A 21,589-nucleotide genomic window follows, 5' to 3' on the forward strand; every position below is an offset into this window, starting at 1 on the left:
CCTAATCCCTTGTCCGACACAACTCCGCTGGCATCCACAGGCTTTGCATCAGGTAGGTTCTAAGCTCCGGTGTGTAGGGTTGGGCTTCTAATGCCACTTCCATACACTTCATCCAGGCATCTCTTTCTGCCGGGCCAATATCCAGATGAGCATGAGCTTGCGGAATGATGATCGGGCCGTATTTATCACGATAACGAATAGGTCCGCCCAGCCAGCCGCAAAGAAATACCGTCAGTTTGTCTGTTAACTCACTCAGATCTGCCTTGTGCATGGCACGGATGGTCGCTGCTTCTGGCAGGCGATCCATGGCACCATAAAAAGCCTCACACAGCTTGCGGATGCCTTCCTGCGCTCCGGCAGCCTGATAAGAAGTATCACCATCCCCAAAGGTTCGACCAGTCAGTGGATCAATGATTTTTGGTTTTTGCATCATTTAACAGTCCGATCAGTTCATTCAGCGGCACAGGATAACCGATATAATAACCCTGCCCAATATGACATCCGGCTTGCTCCAACAGATTTCGCTGCAACTGGTTTTCAACCCCTTCAGCAACCACCTTCATACCCAACCCGCGCCCCAGACCTATTACTGCTTCAATAATACTGGTATTTGTATCTTCAGAAACAAGATCCCGGACAAAGGTCTGATCAATTTTCAGGGTATTAACCGGGAAGTTGCGCAGATAAGCCATGGACGAATAACCGGTACCAAAATCATCAATCGCCAGTTGTACACCCAGAGCGCGCAAACTCCACATAGTTTCTATGGCTTCATCCACCTTTTCCACCACCATGCTTTCGGTGATTTCCAGCTCCACTTGTGCCGGGTTAATACCACTGTGCTCTATTGCCTGACGTACCAGATCACTTAAACCCGGATGCTGAAACTGACGCATGGAAAGATTCACAGCAACCTGCAGGGGATATCCAACCGCTTCACTGGCAATCACCGCATCGGAAAGGGCTCGGAACAGAATCCAGCGCCCCAGCGGGTTGATCAGGCCGGTATCTTCAGCCAGTGGAATAAACTCACCCGGTGTAATCATGCCATCTTCCGTTGGCCAGCGGATCAGTGCCTCCATACCGGTGATTTCGCCACTGAGCAGATCCTGTTTGGGCTGGTAATACAAGACAAAAGCCTCTGCTGTAAGTGCATTTCGCATCTGAGCTTCCATACGCACACGCCGGGCAGAGCTGATATTCAGATCATCCGAGAAAAACCGATAACCCCCCCGACCTTCACGCTTTACTTTTTTTAATGCAGATTCAGCACATTGCAGCAGTATGTCTTCGTCACCGGCATTATCCGGGTACACTGCCAGCCCGAGACTGGCCGAAACATAAACTTCTTCGCCCTGCACATAAAATGGAGCTTCCAGGCACTGCAGCAGACGTTCTGCAACAACACCTGCATCATCCGCTTTGCGCAGTTCACTGAGAATAAAGGAAAAGTCATCACCACCCATACGCGAGATCAGATCCGCATCCCGCTCCTGACGCTGCTCCTGACGCGCCAGCAGATCGGTGCGTCGGATGCCGCCCTGTAGCCGTTGTGAAATTTCGACCAGCAGTTTATCACCGGCAACAAAACCAAAAGCATCATTGATCTGTTTAAAACGATCCAGATTCAGCAATACCAGGCCGGTGCGAGAGTTGTGGCGATTGGAAATATTAAATTCATGCCCCAGCCGGTTACGAAACAGAATACGGTTAGGCAGCTCGGTCAGCGGATCATAATGCGTCAGGCGTTCCAGCTCGGCTGCGCTGCGATGTTGTTCAGAGAGATCACTGAACACCGCAAAGTAGTTCTCGATTTCACCGTCGCTGTTCATGACGGCTTCAATACTCAGGTGTTTAAGGTAGGCCGTGCCATCCGGGCGATAATCCCAGACTTCACCTTCCCAGATACCCTTGTCTGCCAGCTGTTGCCACAGGGCATCATAAAAAGCCGGCTCATGCCGGCCAGACTGGTTGATCTGGGGTGTTTTACCCAGTGCCTTTTCAAAAGAAATACCGGTGAGGCGCTCATAAGCAGGATTCACATAAATAATACGCTGATCCTTATCGGTCACCATCAGTGCGTGTCGGATTTTTTTGACAATGGCACTGAGCAGATGAGCCTGAAGTTTTTCCAGTTGCCTGAATGAAGTTGAATGACCGGACTGCATGGCGCTCTCCATGACACTCTCCATGATATTCTGCCCTCAAAGATGCACAGCAAAACCCTGCTGGCCTTTCCTTAACGATCTGTTAATATTGTTTAAATCTACTGGAAAAGCCCTTTCGTGTCATCAGACTTAGCAAAATCCGCGTAAACCCTCGCCCAATCGGGCGGGGATATAAGTCACTCTGCATCAAACTCCCTGCGCAGCCGGTCAATTTTTTCATCTTTCTTTTGCCACAACTGATTGATCCACTGCTGGAACTCGGCGCGGAAGACTTCATCCTGCTGATAATCACCTTCACGCATGACTGCAGGCAGGGCGTGTTTTTCAATATCAATGATCACTCGTTGCACCTTCCCGGTCAGCAAATCAAGAAAGGTTGGCGGTTTTTCACCGGGATACACCAGGGTGACATCCAGCAGCTGGGTCAGCTGATCACCCATGGCGCTGAGCGTAAAAGCCACACCACCGGAACGAGGTTTTAGCAGGTAATGATAGGGGGATTGTTGTTGCTGGTGTTTAGCTGGAGTAAAACGGGTTCCCTCCAGATAGTTTACCAGGGATACCGGACGCCCTTGCAGACGATCACAGGCTTTGCGGGTAATCTCCAGATCCTTGCCACGTAGTGATGGGTTTTGCTCCAGCTGCTTTTTGCTGTATCTGCGCATAAAGGGGTATTCCAGCGCCCACCAGGCAAACCCCAGAAAGGGCACCCACAAAAGCTCCCGCTTCAGGAAAAAAGTAAAAAAGGGTGCCTTGCCATGAATGGCTGCCATTAAAGCCGGAATATCCACCCAGCTTTGATGGTTGGAAATCACCAGCAGGGATTCATCACGGCTTAACTCCTGCTGACCTCGCACATCCCAATGAGTTGGTGTTAACAAACGAAAAATCTGGGCGTTGATACTGGCCCAGGTGCTGGCGATCCAGCGCACTGCTTCAAAACAGTGATTCTGCACCCAGGGCAAAGGAATCAGCAGTTTGATAACCGCAAAAACCATCATCGGTAACACACCCAGCACCGTATTCAGCAGCAACAATAAGGAAGTCGCCAGTCCTGTAAAAAAAGGTCGCATCGGGATACCTCAAGCAAGCATTCTCAATCTGGCAAGTTAACCTTTTCTTTCCAATGGGTTTAACCCTCACTGAAATATGGTATTTTAGCCAAACTGTGTAAAATACTGTGATTCGGAGCTTATGATGCCATCCCTGCAGCAACAGTTGAGTCGTCTGGTCTATTCTACTGAGCAGGGTGAAGTCTGTCCTGCCTGTCGTGCACCTATCAACAACTGTAATTGCCAACAACAGGCTGATGAGCAACGACTAGCTGGCCTGGATGGCATCATCCGCATCCGCCGCGAAACTGCCGGACGCAAAGGTAAAGGAGTCACCAGCATTACGGGTGTACCCCTGGCTAGGGAAGAATTAAAAAAGCTGGCTGCTGAATTAAAAAAACGCTGCGGTACCGGCGGTGCTGTAAAAGATGATGTGATTGAAATACAGGGGGATCAGCGTGAAGTGATCAAAACCCTGCTGGAATCCAGAGGCTTTCGCGTAAAACTAAGTGGCGGATAAGCCGAATGATTTTTAAAGAGTTACCGATAAAAATAAAAACACTGCTGATTGTTCTGGCTAGTGCCCTGCTGGCATTTTTGCTGAGCCAGGCTGCCGGTCAATCACTGGCCTCGCAACTCCCTGCCCGTTTTTTTGAAGAATACGGTGCGGTGATGCTGGTGATTGAACCACAAAGTGGCAAAATCCGTGAAGCCAACAAAGCCGCTGCCCAGTTTTATGGTTACAGTATCAAACAACTGCAACAGATGACTATCCAGCAGATTAATGCCCTTGATCCGCAGGATGTGGCGCAGGAGCTCGAACTGGCAAGACAGGAAAACCGTAATTATTTTATTTTTCCTCACCGGCTGGCCAATGGCGATATTCGCACCGTTGAAGTCTACTCCTGGCCGCTGGTCAGCGACGAAGGTGAAACTCTGCTGTTCTCTGTGATTCTGGATATTTCCGGCAAAAAGATTGCTGAAGCAAGCGTGCTGGAATACAAGGATCGAATGGAAAATCTGGCTGAATCACGCTACCAGCAACTCTTGTTCACCCAAAAGCATATCAATCAGATTATTTGGGCCGCCTTGCTGATCCAGCTGCTGGTGATAGGTTTGCTGTTATGGAATATTCTGGTGCGGCGCAAAACCGAACGCAAGCTGCAGGAAAAAACCACCATTCAGGAAGGCCTGCTCAACTCCATTCCCGATCTGATTTTTTTCAAAAACATATCCGGTGTTTATCTGGGTAGCAACGCCCAGTTTGCCCGTTATGCCAACAAAACCTCGGAAGACATTGTCGGGCAGACGGATTATCAGCTGTTTGATGCCCAGCAAGCCAAAAGCTTCCACCAAAGTGACTTGCAGGTGATTGCCAGCAAACAACCGATACACTCTGAGGAGTGGACTCGGTTTCCTGACGGTTCTGAACGCCTGTTGGATAAAATCAAGGCACCGCTGATCAGCAACAACAATGAATACCTGGGTGTGTTGGGTATCAGTCGCGACATCACTGAGCGCTACCGCAGTGAACAACGCATTAAGTTTCTGGCGTATTTTGATCCTCTGACCAACCTCCCCAACCGTTATCTGTTTCAGGAAAAATTCACCACCAGCTGTTCTGCTCTGGCTCCCGGCCAGGCTCTTGCAGCTCTTGCCATTATCGACCTGGATCACTTCAAGAACATTAATGATGCACTGGGGCACAGCAAGGGTGATGAGTTGCTGGTGGCACTGGCTCGTCGTCTGAATGTGCTACTGCAGGAAGATGAAGCTCTGGCGCGTTTTGGTGGGGATGAGTTTGTACTATTGCTGGTGCAACATGAAACAGATCCGGAAAAAGCCGAAGTTTTGATGGAGGAGCGCCTGCAGCTGTTCCAGACCGCACTGGCTCAACCGCTGCGTCTGGGTGACAGTGAGTTCTTGCTGGGCAGCAGTCTGGGCGCCAGCTTTAACAACACCTTTGATCGACCTTTTAATGAGCTGTTAAAAGAAGCAGATATTGCACTCTATGCTGCCAAAGAAGCAGGACGCAGTACCTGGCGGCGCTTCCGCCCCAGTATGCAGGCACAGGTGGAAAGCCGCTTTGAGCTGGAAGGTGAATTGCGTAAAGCACTGGATTTACAACAGCTACGACTTTACCTGCAACCCAAAACCAACCGTGATGGCAAGGTGTACGGCACCGAGTCACTGGTACGTTGGGAGCACCCGGAAAAAGGCCTGATTCCACCGGATCGTTTTATTCCGCTGGCCGAAGATACCGGTATGATCCTGCCGCTGGGTGAGTGGGTTTTAAAAGAAACCCTGCTGTTAATGACCGAGTACCCATACCTGAGTTTTGCCGTTAATATCAGTCCGCGTCAGTTCTGTAATCCAGGTTTTGTGGAGCGAGTGCAAGAGCTGTTGCAGGAGACCGGCGCTGATCCACATCACCTGACTCTGGAAGTCACTGAAGGCCTGCTGGTCACCGACTTTAATCAGTCATCCCGGCGTATGCTGGAATTACAAAAGCTGGGTATCAGCTTCTCGATTGATGATTTTGGCACCGGCTATTCTTCACTTTCTTACCTGAAAAAACTGCCAATCAATGAATTAAAAATTGACCGTTCGTTTATCATGGATCTGCCGGAAGACTCCAGTGATGCCCTGCTGGTCGAAACCATGATGGCTGTTGCCAAACACCTGCAATTGTCCGTGGTGGCAGAAGGTGTGGAAACTCAGGCTCAACGGGATTATCTCTACTCAGTAGACTGCAACCTGCATCAGGGTTATTTTTATGGTAAACCAGAGCCAGCCCGGCAACTTCTGGAACGCCTTAAACCCTGAGATCATGCCCAGACTTTTTGCAAGACTGATTGTTATATTACTGTTAACCAGCGGCTTTCCACTGCTGGCAAATGACCCTGCCAGCCTGAGCGGTTACTCCTCGGCCATCCAGCAGTTCCAACAACAACTACAGGATACCCGTCGTCAGGGTGAACAACTGGCAGCCAGTGAAACTGAATTGCATGAACAGCTCACTGCTTTGCAAGGCAGCCCACTGCTCTACCGTGTACTGCAAGAACAGCGTCAATCACTGCCTCGTATCCATAACGACCCCCAGTTGCCAGATGTCATTGCCGGTATTCGCCTGCGCCAGTTTGAAATAAACCAGCAACTTCGACTGCTAAAAACCCGGCACCAGCAGAACCCACAATTGGAGCAGGAACAACAGTTGCTGCAAACCCTGTTGGCTGTGGTAGTGCAGCTACAGAATGAACAGCGGGATATATTTCAAACCAGCCAGCGCCTCAGCCGGGTACTGGATGAACGCCTTTTCTGGGTGCACAGCAATCCTGCGCTGGATGTAAACTGGCTACTGAGCCTTCCTGTCAAAATCAGCAAACAACTACAACAACTCTCGTCCAGTTCTTTGTTACAACTACAACAGGGACAACTGCTCAGCTCACTCTGGCGCACTCTGTTATTACTGTTTGCTGCACTCGGGATATGGCTGTTGCGCCGCAAAATCAGACAACACCTGCAGCAGATCAACACCCAGTTTGAACATTTTCAGCAAACCACTCAAAACTCAGCAGAGTTACAACCCCAACCCTTGCCGCCACCCTCACCCTGGCTGACCTTGCAAGCACTGGTATTAGCGGCTTTACACTTGTTACCCCTGCCGCTGCTGTTGTTGACACTTGCCAGCTTATTAAGCCAACCGGACAGCCTATCGGTTAATCCGGCAGCGGGTTTTGTTGCCCTGGCTTTTAGTGGTTTTATGGTGATGTTTATGCATCAGCTGCTGGACAAAAGCCGTATTGCGGAACTGCACTTTGCCTGGACACCAGAGAGTCGTCAGCGACTGCAAGTTTTTGTGCATCGTTTGACCTGGGTGTTGTTACCTGCCAGTTTTATTCTGGCATTGGCAGAACAACAAACTTTGACGTTGAGTGCTGATGTGCTGGGTGTGCTGGTGTTGTTACTCAGTGGACTGAGCCTCTGCTGGTTGTTTGCCAGCCTGATGTTCAGAACTCCGCCTCTTTACCAGTCACCCGTTTTACACGGTAGCATTACGCTGCTGTTGATCCTGCTGCCTCTGGCACTGGTGATCATGACTGGGCTGGGTTATTACTACGCCGGATTAAAACTGACTGGACGATTATTGCTCACTCTTTATGTTCTGGTCGGCTGGGTGGTCACCGAGGCCAGTATCTATCGTATGATTTTGCTGGCAACTCAGCGTTTACGACACGAACGTGAGCTGGAATTACTGGCCAAGGAACAGATTGGCCGTTCAGGAGAAGAGCTGGATGAAGCCAGCAATGCACCGATTCATCGGCTGGAAGTGGAACAAATCTACCAGCAGGCATTACGCCTCGCTCGTTTTTTATTATTGATGGGCTTTGGTGGTTTGCTTTACTGGGTGTGGTCGGATGTAGTGTCAGCTTTCAGTTATCTGGATAACTGGGTGCTCTGGGAATATGCCAGCGGGGACAGCCGGCTACCAATCAGCCTGGGTGACTTTCTTGCTGCTGCTTTTATTATGGGTTTTGCTTTGTTTCTGGCAGTCAACCTGCCGGGACTGCTGGAGATTCTGGTGTTGTCCCGTCTGCAGTTGCAACAAGGCAGTGCTTATGCCATCACCACCCTGCTGAATTATGCCATCACCGCCACAGGATTTGTGATGATGCTGTCCGCCCTGGGTGTTAGTTGGGACAAGCTGCAATGGTTGGTAGCCGCCTTGAGTGTGGGACTGGGGTTTGGTCTGCAGGAAATTTTTGCCAACTTTATTTCCGGGCTGATCCTGTTGTTTGAACGCCCGGTACGTATTGGTGATGTGGTCACACTGGGCAACCTCTCTGGTCGGGTGCGACAGATCCGTATTCGTGCCACCACCATTACCGATTTTGACCGCAAAGACATTATTGTACCCAACAAAAACTTCATCACCGGGCAGTTGATCAACTGGTCTTTGACCGATACCGTCACCCGTGTGATTGTAAAGGTCGGGGTTGCTTATGGTTCTGATCTGGAAAAAACCCGTGAAATTCTGCTGGCAGCAGCTGAATCCAATCCTCGGGTACTGGAAGACCCAAAACCTCAGGTGTTGTTCCTGAACTTTGGTGACAGCACGCTGGATCATGAGCTGCGTATACACGTTAAAGAACTGAGTGATCGTAATCCCGCGATTGATGAAATTAACCGTTTTGTGGATGCCCGCTTTAAGGAAGAAGGTATTGAGATTGCCTTCCGCCAACTGGATATTCACCTGCGCAACAGCGAGGGTGTGGAAAAGCTGGTACAAACACGTACTGGCTAATCCAGCGGTGTTAGTGGCGCAAAACCCAACACTAGCCATTTTTCACCGTTGCTTTCAAAATTGATCAACAAACGGGTTCGATCACCTTCTCCTTCGGCATGGAGAATAATGCCCACGCCGAATTTTGTATGCTCCACCCGCTGCCCGATACGTAGATTGGCGGCTTGGGCGCTTTCTTGACCTCCACTGAGTGGATGACCGGCACCACCCACCCTAGCAGCTGCCGGGCGCGGACGTTCTGAGGCAAAATGCATCGGGCGACTAACGGATGAACGCAGGCGCACTTCATGCAATAAAGCAGCGGGTAACTCATTCAAAAAACGGGAGGGTCGGCAGAAGTTTTCCTTACCATAAATCCGACGACTTTCTGCATGGGTCAAATACAGGGTTTTCATGGCGCGAGTGATGCCGACATAACAGAGGCGACGTTCTTCCTCCAGTCCACCCGGTGAGTTTTCCGTCGCCATCTGGTGTGGAAACAGGCCTTCTTCCATACCGGCCAGAAACACCAGTGGAAACTCCAGACCCTTGGCGGTGTGCAGGGTCATCAGCTGTACGGCATCCTGATCTTCTTCCGCCTGATTGTCTCCAGCATCCAGACTGGCCTCGGTCAGAAACACCGCCAGCGCCTGCCGTCCTTCCAGATTAATCACCTCGCCTTCCTGAGCATCCAGCGGCAGCACCGACTCATGCTGCTGCACAGCGGTGATCAACTCCTTGAGGTTTTCCACTCGCGCCTGACCCTTTTCACCTTTTTCTTTGGCATGAAACTCCATCAGCTCGGTGGATTCCAGCATCACCTCCACACTTTCGTGTAACTTCAGTGGCAGAGTGTCTTCATCCAGTTTTTCGATCAGCTCCACAAACTGCTGTACGGTGGTGGCTGCACGTCCGGTCAGCAGGCGTTTGCTGATCATCTCCACCGCAGCATCCCACAGTCCTAGCCCTTCATCCCGTGCATAAACCCGCAGTTTTTCCACTGTGGTGCTACCAATGCCACGAGTGGGGGTGTTGATCACTCGCTCAAACGCGGCATCATCCTGACGATTCACCAACAACCGCAGATAGGCCAGCGCATTTTTGATTTCCAGCCGTTCATAAAAGCGGTGGCCGCCATACACCCGGTAGGGCATTCCCTGGCGTAGAAAGGCTTCTTCCAGCGCACGGGACTGGGCATTGGAGCGATACAACACCGCACATTCACTGCGCAGACCGCCATCAAGAACATGTTCAGCAATGATGTCGACAATAAAGCGGGCTTCATCCTGTTCATTAAACCCGGCATAAACACGGATCGGATCACCCTGTGCGCCTGCGGTCCACAGGGATTTGCCCAGCCGTCCAGAGTTGTTGCTGATCAGCGCGTTGGCAGCATCCAGAATGGTGGCGGTGGAGCGGTAGTTCTGTTCCAGCTTTAATAATTGGGCGCCGGCAAAATCCTGAGTGAAGTTCTGGATGTTCTCGATTTTTGCACCCCGCCAGCCATAGATGGACTGGTCATCATCACCCACTGCCATAATACAACCGCTGGTACCACGCAGCAGGCGCAACCAGGCATATTGCAGGCTGTTGGTATCCTGAAACTCATCCACCAGCAGGTGAGTAAAACGCTGCTGGTAATGTTTCAGCAGGGCAGGCGTATCACGCAGTACTTCCAGCGCCCGCAGCAACAGCTCGGCAAAATCAAGCAACCCTTGGCGCTGGCAGAGTTCTTCATAAGTGGCGTAAAGCTCCTGCAGTCTGCGCTCAAACTCACCCCGTGCCAGCACATGAGCTGCACGCCGTCCTTCTTCTTTGTGGCTGTTGATGAATGCCTGCACCTGTTTGGGTGGTGTGGTTTCGGTGTCGTAATTCAGCTCTTTCATCTGGCGCTTGATCAGACTGAGCTGATCATCACTGTCGAGGATCTGGAAATGCTCCGGCAGTCGCGCCTCGCGCCAGTGAGTTCTCAGTAAACGGTGGGACAGGCCATGAAAAGTGCCCACCCACATAGAGCGCAGGTTCAGGTTTAGCTGCGTCTCCAGCCGCAGACGCATTTCTTTGGCCGCCTTGTTGGTGAAGGTGACCGCCAGAATGGCATGAGGAGACAAACCTTCATTACGCACCAGCCAGACAATCCGCTGCACCAGCACCCGTGTTTTGCCACTACCGGCACCGGCCAGCACCAGCATATCCTGATCCGGTGCCGCCACCACCTCGGCCTGAGCTGGGTTAAGATCCTGCAAAAGTGGGTGCGAATGAAGAGAAGTCATGTTAACTGCCTGAAATATAATGGAATTGATTGGTGCTATCGGTTATTCTAGTACCAAATATTAACATAGTCCTGATGGTCAGCCTTCTATAAGTCTGATATACATTGTTCAAGAGTGTTGACCAACAATAAAAAATGGAACACCTGAGACCCACATGAAGGACTCTCAAGAAACGCAGAAAAGCCCGGATAACTTCCCGCTTTATCATTTGCTGATTCCTGCGGCAGGGCTTGCCACGCTGCTGTTGTGGCTGCTGGCTTTTGCTGCGTCCAGAATTCCTGCTGATCTGCTTGGTATGGCTCTGCTGTTGCTGAGCCTGCCTTATATTGCGCTGCTTTTATACAGCCAGCGCAACTGCCGGGAACTGACCACACTTCGCCAGAATCAGCAGCAGATGCTGCAAAGAAACCTGGAGCTTGAGGCTGAGTTTCTGCAGCATGAGCACGCACTGCAGCAGGAAATACAAGCACACGCCAAAACTCACCGCGAGTTGACCGAACAGCGCCAGCGCATTGGTCAGGCCATCGAAGCCAGCCGCCTGGGCTTATGGGACTGGAATCTGGAAAATGACTCCATCTACCACTCTCATTTCACTGAGATTTTTGGTTATAAAGAAGACGAAATTCCTCATTTTATGGGGCATTTACAGCCCTTGGTGCATCCTGATGACTACCCGCGCCTGCGCCAGACTCTAGTGAGCGCCCTGAAGGGACACACGGCACATTTTCAGTGTCGTTTTCGCATCCTGCACAAATCCGGTGAGTGGCGCTGGCTGGAAGACCATGGTGAAGTGGTGGATCGCCATGAAGCGACCGGTGCGGCTCGAAGAATGCTGGGAACCCGCCGCGACATCACCGAAGATCAGGAAAAAGATGATTACCTGCAATTGGCTTGGAAGGCTTTTGAAGCCTCCGGTGAAGCCACCTATATTGTGGATGCACAGAGCCGAATTATTTTTATTAATCAGGCTTTTGTGGAGGTGACCGGCTATTCTCGCCACGAGATTTTAAACCAGATCTTCTGGGAACTGCCTTGTTTTGCCAAGAGTCTGGGGGACTACAAAACCATTTCTCGTAACCTGCGTAACGAAGGCCGCTGGGAAGGTGAACTGACCCAGCAACGCGCCAATGGTGAGACTTACCCCCAGTGGCTACGAGTCATTCGGGTGGTCAGTGGTTTTCAGCAAGACTCTTACACCATTGGCATCTTCTCGGATATGACCCAGCGGCGTGAGGTGGAAGCAAGGCTGAATTATCTGGCGGAATATGATGAGTTAACCGGACTGGCTAACCGCCGCCAGTTTTATGACCGAATGCACCAGAAACTGGCTCAGGCTCGCCTGCAAGGTAAAGAGCTGGCCTTGCTGGTTTTTGATATTGATCGTTTTAAGGCATACAACAATTCACTGGGTCACCATGCCGGGGATCAGGTGCTTAAGCAGGTGGCGGAACGCTTATCGAAAGTTCTGCCGGATGCCGCCATTATGGCGCGAACCGGTGGTAACGAATTTGCTGTGCTACTGCGTGCTACGGAGTCCAGAGCACTGATGGCGGCAGAATACCTGCAGCAGAAATTGCATCAACCCTTTTATCTGGATAACCAGGAACTGCGCCTGACATTAAGCATGGGTATCAGCTGTTATCCACAACACACCCACGAATTGCAGGTGCTGATCAATCAGGCTGATCAGGCACGTTTACGCTGCAAAACACTGGGTGGTAATCGTATTCAGGTGTACAACGAAGAAATCCGCCAGAACAGCCTGGAACAACTTCGGTTGGAGCAGGATCTGCGCAAAGCACTGGAAAGACGCGAGATACAGGTTTATTTCCAGCCCAAGCTGGAACTGAGCAGTGGCAAAATTATTGCGGCAGAAGCCTTGGCACGCTGGCACCATCCAGAGCAGGGCAACATCCCACCTTCCGTTTTTGTACCGCTGGCAGAACGTACCGGCTTGATCAATCTGCTGGGTACTCTGGTGCTGGATATCTCCTGTGCTCAGGCCGCGTCATGGCATCAGCAGGGTTATGCTATTCAGGTGGCGGTGAATATTGCTGCACAGCAGGTAGAAACCGGACAATTGGTGGAGCAGGTTGATCAGCTACTGGAGCAATACAATCTCCCGTCTCGCCTACTGGAACTGGAACTGACCGAAAGCACTCTGATGGAGGATGCAGAAGCCTCTATCATTGAAATGCAGCACCTGAGAGCCAGAGGCGTCTCCCTGGCCATTGATGACTTTGGGACGGGGTATTCATCTCTCAGTTATCTGCAGCGTTTTCCGTTAAATGTGCTGAAGATTGATCGCAGCTTTCTGATCTCGGAAAACGGCCATCAGAACCAGGGCACACTGACCCGAGCGATTATTGCGCTGGGACATGGGCTGGGTATGAAGGTGGTGGCAGAAGGAGTAGAAGAAAAAGAACAACTGGACGAGCTGAAACTGCTGGGATGTGATTTTGCGCAGGGATTTATCATCAGCCGCCCAATACCTGCCAATGAATTTAATCAGCTGCTGGAACACTACCAGTCAGCTGATTAACACTCCTCAACGCAGACGATCCGGCAAGCGCAACCCCTGCAGACTACGTTTAACCGCTTGCAGGTGTTCCATCAGTTTGGGGCCACGCATTTTTGCTACACCCACTGCCAGCACATCAATCAACACCAGATGCACTATCCGTGAACTCATTGGGGTGTAGATTTCAGTATCTTCGGGAACATCCATGTACAGCGGTAAGGTCACCATATCAGCCAGGGGTGATCCGGAAGGACATAAACCAATCACACTGGCACCCACTTCTTTGGCCAGCTGCACACTTTGCATCAGTGATTTGGTACGCCCAGTCTGGGAAATAGCGACCACTACGTCACCGGGTGACAAGGTCACCGCAGACATGTTTTGCATGTGGGGGTCGGAATAAGCCGCTGTAGACATCTGCAGGCGGAAAAACTTGTGCTGGGCATCCACTGCGACAGCGCCGGAAGCACCAAAACCATAAAACTCCACCCGATTGGCATTGGAGAGCAGGGCGATTGCTTCCTGTACTCGTGCTGTGTCCAGCTTGTCACGCATCTGCAGCAGCACACCAATGGTGGAATCAAAAATGCTGCGCGAGAACTCTGCAACAGTATCACCATCGTTCATCGAGAACTGGGTAAAGCTGCTGTCTGTTGCCAGCACCTGCGCCAGTCGCAATTTAAAGTCCTGAAATCCATCACAACCCAGTGCTCGGCAAAAGCGCACTACGGTCGGCTCACTGACATGCGCCTCGGTTGCCAGATCCACAATACGCATGTGGATCACTTCGTTGGGAAACTTCAATACATAGTTGCCCACCTTCTGCTCGGAGCGGCGGAAGGTGTCCATGGTCTTGCGTAGGTGTTCCAGAATATTAATCACGATTCAGTCAGTTCTTATTGGCGATACACCGGCCTATTCTACCCATGTCCGAGCAGTGGTATGAACCCATTTTTTGGATCACTGTCAAAAAGTCGCCGTAAAAGTGAAATATTGGCGTAAAAAATGCAGGCTACACTCTGTCTCACATTGCCTCACTGACGCCCCGCACGATTTGATGCACTGCTTTTGGAGGAGATCCAACATGCGACATCATCCAGCAACTGATCAGGTAAAAGCTGACATCCTCAGCATTTTTAAAACCTACACAGAAAGTGAACGCGAAGCCCGACAGAAACAGGAAGCCGAACGCCTGCGTCGCGCCCGACAAACCATTGAAGAGCGGCGAGAACAACAGCAGCTACAGGAACAGCTAAGTAACGGCTGGGATCTGGAGTTGCACTGAGCCGAAATATTCTGGGCAGGGGGCTTTAATGTGGATCGGGAGCTTTATGTTTATTAAAAAGTTTAATAAGCTTCGTCCGACGGCTCACCCTTAAGGAACCTGCCCTTGAATACCCTTCAACTGACGGCATTAATTCAGCGCCGAGGCCTGCTGCTTGTCTTGATCGGCTCACTGCTGATTCTGGGCGCTGCTTTTGCTTATGAAAAAATCACTGGTTTGTTGCCCTGCCCGCTGTGCTGGCTGCAACGAGGTGTGTTTATTGGTTTTGCTGCACTGAGTCTGGTCGGCCTGCTGTTACAACGCTTTAAAATGGTGCGCTGGTTGTTGGTTATTGCTTTTACACTCTTGACCCTGTCCGGTATCGGTATTGCCCTGCGTCACCTTTATATCAAGCTGAATCCACAAAGTGTCAGCTGCGGGTTGGATGTAGACACCCTGCTGAGTTTTTTCCCCTTGCGGGATGCCTTAACGCAAATGCTGATTGGGTCTTCAGACTGTGCTCAGGCCGCTGACTTTCTTGGTCTGCCGCTGCCGAGTTGGAGCCTGACGGGTTACCTGCTGCTGGGTAGTTTGGCGATTTATGCCTTAATTCGTTCACCTCACTGACACCTGCCGGTCATCTAAAGCACCTAACCTTCGAGGCATTCTCGGAGGTGTGCCATGATCAATATCGAACAGCTTGCTCAGGATCGTTTCCCATCACTGCATGACAAACCGCAGTTAATCCGCCAGCCGTTGTTATCACTGCTGAAAAACCTGTTTCACGAAAGTGAAATCAACTGCTTTCTGCAGGAACATACCGAGCTGGGGCCATTTGAATTCATCGATAAGGTACTGGAGTATTTCCAGTTCAGTTATGTGGTTTCTGCCCGTGAAAAAGAGCGTATTCCTGCCGAAGGTCGAGTGGTGATTGTTGCCAATCATCCACTGGGCACGCTGGATGGCTTGGTATTACTGAAACTGGTCAGCGAAATCCGTTCCGATGTACGCATAGTGACCAATGATCTGCTGTGGCAATTCGAACCCTTACGGCCGCTGTTGCTGCCGGTGGATACTCTTGGGCAGAAGAATTATCGCCAGTCATTACAACAGGTTCAGCAGAGCTTGATGCAAGAGCAGGCGGTGATTGTTTTTCCAGCTGGAGAGGTCTCTCGGATGACTCCTGCCGGTATCAGGGATGGCGAGTGGCAAAAAGGTTTTGTTCATTTTGCCCGCAAAACCAACAGTCCAATTCTGCCAATTCACCTTGGCTGCCATAACTCTGCGCTTTTTTATTCGCTGTCACTACTGTATCGGCCGCTGGGTGGGCTGATGCTGGTTAAAGAAATGTTTCGTCAGCATGCCACCGACCTGCCGGTACGAATTGGCGATCTGATCCCGCTGGAGCATTTTGATTTACCGGGGCTGGCACTCAAGGCAAAAATCAAACTGCTGAAAAAACACCTCTACCGTTTACCTAAAAATAAAAAGCCTCTGTTTCTGACCCGTAAAGCCATTGCTGCGGCAGAAAACCCGATACAAGTTCGGGATGAACTGGAACAATCCGAACGACTGGGACAAACCCAGGACGGCTTGAGCATTTATCTGGTGAACTACCGTCCGGACTCGGTGGTGTTACGAGAGTTGGGACGGCTGAGGGAGATTACCTTCCGTAGAGCAGGTGAAGGCACTGGCGAGCGCCGAGACCTGGATACCTATGATCGCAACTACCAGCAACTGGTGTTGTGGAATGATGCGGCCATGGAAATTGTGGGTGCCTATCGGCTGGGTGAATGCAGCAAGCTGCTGGAGAAAAATGGGCTGGATGGTTTATATTCAGCCAGCCTGTTTAATCACCAGCAGAACCTGATGCCCCGATTGCAGGAAGCTGTTGAGCTGGGTCGCAGTTTTGTACAGCCAAAATACTGGGGCAAACGCAGTCTGGATTATCTATGGCAAGGCATCGGTGCTTACTTGCACACTCGACCACAAATCAAGTGGATGCTGGGGCCAGTATCCATTTCTGCCGCCATGCCACCTGCTGCCCGTGACCTGCTGGTGATTTTTTACCGTTATTACTATGGTCAGACTCTGCACCTATCCACCGCCAGAGCGCCTTATATGGTCAGTGACTCTGGACGAGCAGAGGCACTGGAGTTATTCAGCTTCAAATGTGCCAGAGAGGACTTTGTGGCACTTAAACAACGCCTGACCTGTTACGGCGTTACCGTCCCCACCCTCTACAAACACTACACCGATCTGTGTGAGCCTGGCGGGGTGCACTTTCTGGATTTCAGTGTGGATGCCGCATTCAATTACTGTATTGATGGTTTGGTACTGGTTGAGGTGGATCAGGTCAAAAGCAAAAAAAGACAGCGTTATATTGGCTGATCCTTATCACTCTGCTGGCGAAAAAAACCTCCGGTCTTTGCCGGAGGCTTTTTATTCAGTGATTGAATGGCTTACTGAAAGGTTCTGGCTCTCAACACATCCGGTTTCAGGAAATCCTTTTCACCAGTGTTGTTATGATCCCCTAATAGTCGACCCTGTTTTTCCAGTCCGTAGTAACCATTCTTGTGAAAGGTTTCCAGATACTTGGCACGGGTTTCTTTTACATCACCGGTATAACGTGGATCCTGAGGGCGATCATGACTGTTGATATACTCAGCCAGATCCCAGGAATCTTGCACACTCATGGTGTAGGGCTGACCCAATGGCATATTGTGGTGAATGAATCCAGCCAGAGTAAAGTTGCGGATGATGCCGGCACCCCAGTTGTATGAAAGATCACCCCAGACCGCAGGGAAGTGTGGCCGCCCATTAACACGCATACCACTACCGTCATCCGAGTGACAGATGGCGCAATTCTCGGTGTAAAGTGCTTTGCCTCGCTCAAAAGAAGGTGCTTCTGGCGCTTTGTCGATAGGGTACCCACGACCGTAATAATCACCCAGCTGATAGATCGGTACACCCTTGGCTAACCACTGATGATAAGCTGCCAGCGCCAACATATTGTCACTGCCGTATTCAGGGGGTTTACCATTCATTGAGAAGCTGAAACAACCGGCAATGCGCTCTTCCAGATTGTTAACCTGCTGGTTTTTGGGGCGGAAGTTCGGCAGCACTACTGCAGCCCGCCATACTGGCGCAGAAAATGGCAGTCGCCCTTCGCCCATGTGACAACTTTTACAATTCATGTCGTTGAATACGTTTTCACCACGCAGCTGCTGGGTATTCATGAACAAGTCATACCCCCGGCGAATCACACGTTTTAACTCTGGATGCATTTTGGCTGCCTCCAGATCTGCCATGGTTGGAGGGGTGTGCAACAACTGGCCTTCTTTGGGTGCCGGAACATTCACCGGGTAACGCAGCTCTTGTTGTGCCTGTGCCTGAAAGGCAATACCAGCCAGTAATACCAGACCGGTTAATAACGGATAGTTTCTGATTATCATGATTATTCTCCCAATCCTTGTGCAGGCAGAGTAGACAACCAAGCAGCCACTGCCTTGATGTCCTGTTCACTCATGCGCTCAGCAATGGCCAGCATCAGATGCTGGGGATCGTTTTCCCGCTTACCCTGCTTCCAGTTCAGTAACTGGCGCTCGATATACCCAGCATGTTGTCCGGCAATGCCCGGAAAATGCTGACCCGCTCCCTGATTGCCCAAGCCATGACAGCTGGCACAGGGCACTATGTAACGATCCCAGTCACCGGACTCTGCCAGCTTTTTACCAGCTGCCAGTAATTCGGGATCAGCACCCTGTCCACCCTGTCCCGGCGTGGCAGGCAGCTGACTGTAATACACCGCTACATCCTTCAACTGCTGTTCATTCAGCATGGCTGCAAAAGGTGCCATGCTGGCACTGATGCGCTCACCCTGTTTGAAATCCAGCAATTGTTTGTACAGGTAGTTGGCATCCAGTCCTGCCAAGCGAGGCCAGGACTCTCCACCGGGAATATTCATACCACTACCATCAGCTTGATGGCAGGCAGTACAGACAGCTGCTGCAGCTTGTCCACGTTTTGCATCACCGTCCAGTGCCAGTGCGGGCAGGCTGAAAATCAACCCTGTCAGCAAAGCAAGGAACTTAATCTTATTCAGGCTGGTCATAAGTGCTCCCTCGTTATTCGACTGTCATCTGCAATCAGAATCACTTTACTTTTTCTGAGTGCTTTCCGGTATCAGCAAAACCCTAGCTCAACTAAGGTTTTCCTTTAGCGCCGTCCACCGATCAGGTCGAAGGAGAGGATTTGCAGCAGGGTTTTGTCAGGTTCGTTGGCTGGGTGTAGGTCAATGAATCGCTGATTAGCGGTCAGCTGTGGGTGATTGGGTGCCAGTGATATCAGCAGTTTTTTCAGCTGTTCAGCTTGTTCAAAATTATCCAGGTGGCGATAACCTTCGATCATCACAGCCAGTGCATCGGGCACGGCTGGGGTGTCACGATAACCTTCCAGCACTTCGCGCCCACGATTGATGGCGGCAATGGGTGCACCACGGCGTAAATAAAACTGCCCGATATACACCTCTTGTGCAGCCAGCAGGTTTTTCAGGTAGCGCATTCTTTGTATTGCGTCAGGGGTGTATTCACTGTCCGGGAAGCGGCTGGTCAGTTGCTGAAAATCGCTGTAAGCCTCACGGGTTGATCCGGGGTCACGTTTGGAGATGTCACTGACTTCCATGCCTTCTAAGGCATGGCGACCGGCTTCCCAGGCAGCAACACCACGCAGATAAAGGGCGTAGGGCACTTGGGGATGATCCGGGTTCAGACGTACAAAACGACTGGCAGCAGCGCGAGCTTGTTCATGCTGGTTGTTTTTAAGATAAGCAAACACCAGCTCCAACTGTGCCTGTTCACCATACTCCCCAAAAGGAAAACGCGATTCCAGTGCCTGCAAGCGTTCAATCGCAGTGATAAAACGATTGCGATCCAGAGCGTCCTGCGCTTCCTGATAAAGTTGCTGTTCACTTTTTTCATCATCCGACAGGCGACCGGCACAACCGGACAGCAGCACAAGGGACAGGCTTAGCAGCAGCAGCCAGATGAAGGAGTGTTTGAGGCTTGCAAAACGGGGCATGGTGTTGATCTTCTGAATTCGGCGCTTAAAAACTTAAGCCGATATTTGGCGGATAAAAACAGAGCGAGTGCTAGAATAGCGGAAACACCACTCAGGTTCGAGGGGTATCAGACTTTAAATGGCCGAAAAAATTCCATGACTCAGGTAATAAATCAACAAGCGGAAGTAACTGCTGAGCTGACCGGTAAGCGCCTTGATCAGGCCGCTGCAGAACTGTTTCCGGATTTTTCCCGTGCAAAACTGCAGGAGTGGTTAAAAGAAGGCAGCCTGACCCGCAATGGTCAGCAGGTCAAACCCAAAGATAAAGCCATGATGGGCGATGTACTGAACCTGCAGGCAGAGCAGCAGATTCAAGTCAGTGATGAGGCGCAGGATATCCAGTTGGATATCGTCTATGAAGATGCTTCCTTACTGGTACTGAACAAACAAGCGGGGCTGGTGGTGCATCCGGCTGCCGGTCATGCCGATGGCACCCTGCTGAATGCCCTGTTGTTTCATTGTCCATCGCTGGAAGACTTGCCACGTGCCGGTATTGTGCATCGTCTGGATAAAGATACCTCCGGCCTGATGGTGGTGGCCAAAACACTGAAGGCTCAGGCTGCGCTGGTCGAACAACTGCAGGATCGCAGCATGGGGCGGGAGTATGATGCCGTGACGCTGGGTAAAATGACCACCGGTGGCAAGGTGGATGCACAGATTGGTCGTCACCCCAAGGATCGTAAGCGTCAGGCGGTGGTGGTATCTGGCGGCAAACCGGCTGTGACTCACTATCGGGTGGTGCAGCGTTATCGCGCCCATACCCATGTACGCTGCAAGCTCGAAACTGGCCGAACCCATCAGATCCGTGTGCATCTGGCACACATCAAACATCCGCTGGTGGGTGATCCCTTGTATGGTGGTCGTCTTAAATTGCCCGCGGGTGCCAGCGAAGAAGTGAAACTGTTTTTACGTCAGTTTCCCCGTCAGGCGCTTCATGCCCGCAGCCTGACACTGATACACCCTGAGTCCGGTGAAAAAATGAACTGGACTGTGCCCTTGCCGGAAGATTTTGAGATGCTGCTGACCCTGCTGGATGAAGACCTGCGAGAAGCCCGATGAATAAAAATGCCACAGAAGAACTGAGCCTGCTGTATCCCCAGTGGCCCGCGCCAGAGCGAGTTAAGGCTTGGGTGACCACCCGTGAATTGGGTTGCAGTCAAGGTTCTTATGGGCACTTTAATCCGGCGGATCATGTGGGTGACGAACCTGAAGCCGTGGCTGCCTGCCGTCGTCGTTTAATGCACGAAACCGGCAATCGTCCACTCAACTGGTTGAACCAGGTGCACTCCAGCAGGGTAGTGACCGATTTTTCACCGGGTGTTGAAGCCGATGCAGCAGTGACGGACAGCAGCCGTTATGCCTGTGTGGTTTTAACCGCTGATTGCCTGCCGGTTTTTTTCTGCGACCGTCGTGGCACCAAGGTAGCTGTGGCTCATGCGGGCTGGCGCGGGCTGGCTGATGGTGTGCTGGAAAATACCGTTAAGGTGATGGGTGTTGATCCTCAGGATTTGCTGGCCTGGTTTGGCCCGGCGATTGGTGCAAGGGTGTTTGAAGTGGGTCCGGAAGTACGACAGGCGTTTCTGGATGGTCATCCTGAGGCTACAGCAGCCTTTGTTCCCAGCCCTTATCGTCTGAAACACTATATGGCTGATCTGTATCGCCTGGCACGCCAGCGCTTAAAAATGGTGGGGGTTGAGCAGGTGTTTGGTGGCAATCTCTGCACCCTGTCGGATCGGGAACGCTTTTATTCCTATCGCCGCGATGGACAACACACCGGACGTATGGCGAGTGTGATCTGGCTGGATGACGTGTGACTGGATTGCAAAAAATAGTCATTTTATCTGTCGCCTCTTGAATCGTTCAGCCAAGCCCCCCATTTAACTGTTAATCCCGAATAACGGCTCAAGAG

At 51.2% G+C, this 21,589-nt stretch carries 17 protein-coding genes; 9 read left to right on the top strand and 8 right to left on the bottom strand.

The features are described from left to right. Position 1: 1 nt before the first annotated feature. The 3 genes from IBX50_RS05535 to IBX50_RS05545 form a co-directional block, all read right to left on the bottom strand. Positions 2–433, bottom strand: coding sequence for a group II truncated hemoglobin (locus IBX50_RS05535; RefSeq protein ID WP_292254093.1), 432 nt, complete (start codon positions 431–433; stop codon positions 2–4). After that, positions 408–2,180, bottom strand: a complete 1,773-nt coding sequence (locus IBX50_RS05540) for a bifunctional diguanylate cyclase/phosphodiesterase (RefSeq protein WP_292254094.1) — start codon at positions 2,178–2,180, stop codon at positions 408–410. Before IBX50_RS05540 ends, IBX50_RS05535 begins: the two co-directional genes overlap by 26 nt. A gap of 164 nt (positions 2,181–2,344) precedes the next feature. Further along, complete coding sequence (locus tag IBX50_RS05545) at positions 2,345–3,241, bottom strand: acyltransferase (protein WP_292254095.1); 897 nt, start codon at positions 3,239–3,241, stop codon at positions 2,345–2,347. 124 nt (positions 3,242–3,365) lie between these two features. On the opposite strand from IBX50_RS05545, the gene IBX50_RS05550 reads away from it, so the two are divergent. From IBX50_RS05550 to IBX50_RS05560, 3 genes are read left to right on the top strand one after another with little or no spacing between them, the layout of a single operon-like run. Further along, positions 3,366–3,740, top strand: a complete 375-nt coding sequence (locus IBX50_RS05550) for a translation initiation factor Sui1 (protein ID WP_292254123.1) — start codon at positions 3,366–3,368, stop codon at positions 3,738–3,740. A gap of 5 nt (positions 3,741–3,745) precedes the next feature. Further along, positions 3,746–6,046, top strand: a complete 2,301-nt coding sequence (locus tag IBX50_RS05555; RefSeq protein WP_292254096.1) for an EAL domain-containing protein — start codon at positions 3,746–3,748, stop codon at positions 6,044–6,046. Beyond that, entirely contained in the window at positions 5,997–8,525 is a 2,529-nt protein-coding gene (locus IBX50_RS05560) for a mechanosensitive ion channel domain-containing protein (protein WP_292254098.1), read from the top strand. Before IBX50_RS05555 ends, IBX50_RS05560 begins: the two co-directional genes overlap by 50 nt. On the opposite strand, the gene uvrD is transcribed toward IBX50_RS05560, so the two are convergent. Further along, positions 8,522–10,777 (bottom strand): DNA helicase II, encoded by a 2,256-nt coding sequence (gene uvrD / locus IBX50_RS05565; RefSeq protein ID WP_292254100.1) that lies wholly within the window; start codon positions 10,775–10,777, stop codon positions 8,522–8,524. The genes IBX50_RS05560 and uvrD overlap by 4 nt on opposite strands. 154 nt (positions 10,778–10,931) lie before the next feature. Between uvrD and IBX50_RS05570 the strand changes: the two genes are divergently transcribed. After that, a complete protein-coding gene (locus IBX50_RS05570; RefSeq protein ID WP_292254102.1) occupies positions 10,932–13,319 on the top strand; it encodes a bifunctional diguanylate cyclase/phosphodiesterase in 2,388 nt (795 codons plus the stop codon). A gap of 6 nt (positions 13,320–13,325) precedes the next feature. On the opposite strand, the gene hexR is transcribed toward IBX50_RS05570, so the two are convergent. Then, positions 13,326–14,183, bottom strand: coding sequence for a transcriptional regulator HexR (gene hexR / locus IBX50_RS05575; protein ID WP_292254125.1), 858 nt, complete (start codon positions 14,181–14,183; stop codon positions 13,326–13,328). Positions 14,184–14,382: 199 nt separating this feature from the next. Here hexR and IBX50_RS05580 point away from each other — a divergent pair, with 199 nt between their 5' ends. From IBX50_RS05580 to IBX50_RS05590, 3 genes are all read left to right on the top strand, one after another. Then, a complete protein-coding gene (locus IBX50_RS05580) occupies positions 14,383–14,583 on the top strand; it encodes a PA3496 family putative envelope integrity protein (RefSeq protein WP_292254103.1) in 201 nt (66 codons plus the stop codon). A 105-nt stretch (positions 14,584–14,688) separates the two neighbouring features. Further along, positions 14,689–15,189: a disulfide bond formation protein B gene (locus tag IBX50_RS05585; protein WP_292254105.1), complete on the top strand. Its 501-nt coding sequence runs from the start codon at positions 14,689–14,691 to the stop codon at positions 15,187–15,189. Between the two features lie 54 nt (positions 15,190–15,243). Beyond that, on the top strand, positions 15,244–16,953 hold the full coding sequence (locus tag IBX50_RS05590) for a lysophospholipid acyltransferase family protein (protein ID WP_292254107.1): 1,710 nt from the start codon (positions 15,244–15,246) through the stop codon (positions 16,951–16,953). Between the two features lie 71 nt (positions 16,954–17,024). Here the strand turns inward: IBX50_RS05590 and IBX50_RS05595 are convergent, their stop codons facing one another. From IBX50_RS05595 to IBX50_RS05605, 3 genes are all read right to left on the bottom strand, one after another. After that, positions 17,025–18,017: a c-type cytochrome gene (locus IBX50_RS05595; RefSeq protein WP_292254109.1), complete on the bottom strand. Its 993-nt coding sequence runs from the start codon at positions 18,015–18,017 to the stop codon at positions 17,025–17,027. Between the two features lie 2 nt (positions 18,018–18,019). Beyond that, a complete protein-coding gene (locus IBX50_RS05600) occupies positions 18,020–18,676 on the bottom strand; it encodes a c-type cytochrome (RefSeq protein ID WP_292254111.1) in 657 nt (218 codons plus the stop codon). Positions 18,677–18,780: 104 nt separating this feature from the next. Then, on the bottom strand, positions 18,781–19,641 hold the full coding sequence (locus tag IBX50_RS05605; protein WP_292254113.1) for an outer membrane protein assembly factor BamD: 861 nt from the start codon (positions 19,639–19,641) through the stop codon (positions 18,781–18,783). A gap of 135 nt (positions 19,642–19,776) precedes the next feature. Between IBX50_RS05605 and rluD the strand changes: the two genes are divergently transcribed. Continuing rightward, positions 19,777–20,739 carry a 23S rRNA pseudouridine(1911/1915/1917) synthase RluD gene (rluD, locus tag IBX50_RS05610; RefSeq protein WP_292254115.1) on the top strand — a complete coding sequence of 321 codons (963 nt, stop codon included), beginning with the start codon at positions 19,777–19,779 and terminating at the stop codon, positions 20,737–20,739. After that, positions 20,736–21,494, top strand: a complete 759-nt coding sequence (gene pgeF / locus IBX50_RS05615) for a peptidoglycan editing factor PgeF (protein ID WP_292254117.1) — start codon at positions 20,736–20,738, stop codon at positions 21,492–21,494. The genes rluD and pgeF overlap by 4 nt, the downstream gene beginning before the upstream one ends. Positions 21,495–21,589: the final 95 nt, after the last annotated feature.

This window comes from Marinospirillum sp., assembly GCF_014859565.1.

Bases quoted from the DNA above. Each gene is read 5' to 3' on its own strand.
- IBX50_RS05545 (WP_292254095.1), bottom strand. From the start codon at position 3,241: ATGCGACCTTTTTTTACAGGACTGGCGACTTCCTTATTGTTGCTGCTG.
- pgeF (WP_292254117.1), top strand. From the start codon at position 20,736: ATGAATAAAAATGCCACAGAAGAACTGAGCCTGCTGTATCCCCAGTGG.
- IBX50_RS05540 (WP_292254094.1), bottom strand. From the start codon at position 2,180: ATGGAGAGCGCCATGCAGTCCGGTCATTCAACTTCATTCAGGCAACTG.
- uvrD (WP_292254100.1), bottom strand. From the start codon at position 10,777: ATGACTTCTCTTCATTCGCACCCACTTTTGCAGGATCTTAACCCAGCT.
- IBX50_RS05580 (WP_292254103.1), top strand. From the start codon at position 14,383: ATGCGACATCATCCAGCAACTGATCAGGTAAAAGCTGACATCCTCAGC.
- IBX50_RS05535 (WP_292254093.1), bottom strand. From the start codon at position 433: ATGATGCAAAAACCAAAAATCATTGATCCACTGACTGGTCGAACCTTT.
- IBX50_RS05560 (WP_292254098.1), top strand. From the start codon at position 5,997: ATGGTAAACCAGAGCCAGCCCGGCAACTTCTGGAACGCCTTAAACCCT.
- IBX50_RS05550 (WP_292254123.1), top strand. From the start codon at position 3,366: ATGCCATCCCTGCAGCAACAGTTGAGTCGTCTGGTCTATTCTACTGAG.
- IBX50_RS05555 (WP_292254096.1), top strand. From the start codon at position 3,746: ATGATTTTTAAAGAGTTACCGATAAAAATAAAAACACTGCTGATTGTT.
- IBX50_RS05570 (WP_292254102.1), top strand. From the start codon at position 10,932: ATGAAGGACTCTCAAGAAACGCAGAAAAGCCCGGATAACTTCCCGCTT.
- IBX50_RS05590 (WP_292254107.1), top strand. From the start codon at position 15,244: ATGATCAATATCGAACAGCTTGCTCAGGATCGTTTCCCATCACTGCAT.
- rluD (WP_292254115.1), top strand. From the start codon at position 19,777: ATGACTCAGGTAATAAATCAACAAGCGGAAGTAACTGCTGAGCTGACC.
- IBX50_RS05605 (WP_292254113.1), bottom strand. From the start codon at position 19,641: ATGCCCCGTTTTGCAAGCCTCAAACACTCCTTCATCTGGCTGCTGCTG.
- IBX50_RS05600 (WP_292254111.1), bottom strand. From the start codon at position 18,676: ATGACCAGCCTGAATAAGATTAAGTTCCTTGCTTTGCTGACAGGGTTG.
- IBX50_RS05595 (WP_292254109.1), bottom strand. From the start codon at position 18,017: ATGATAATCAGAAACTATCCGTTATTAACCGGTCTGGTATTACTGGCT.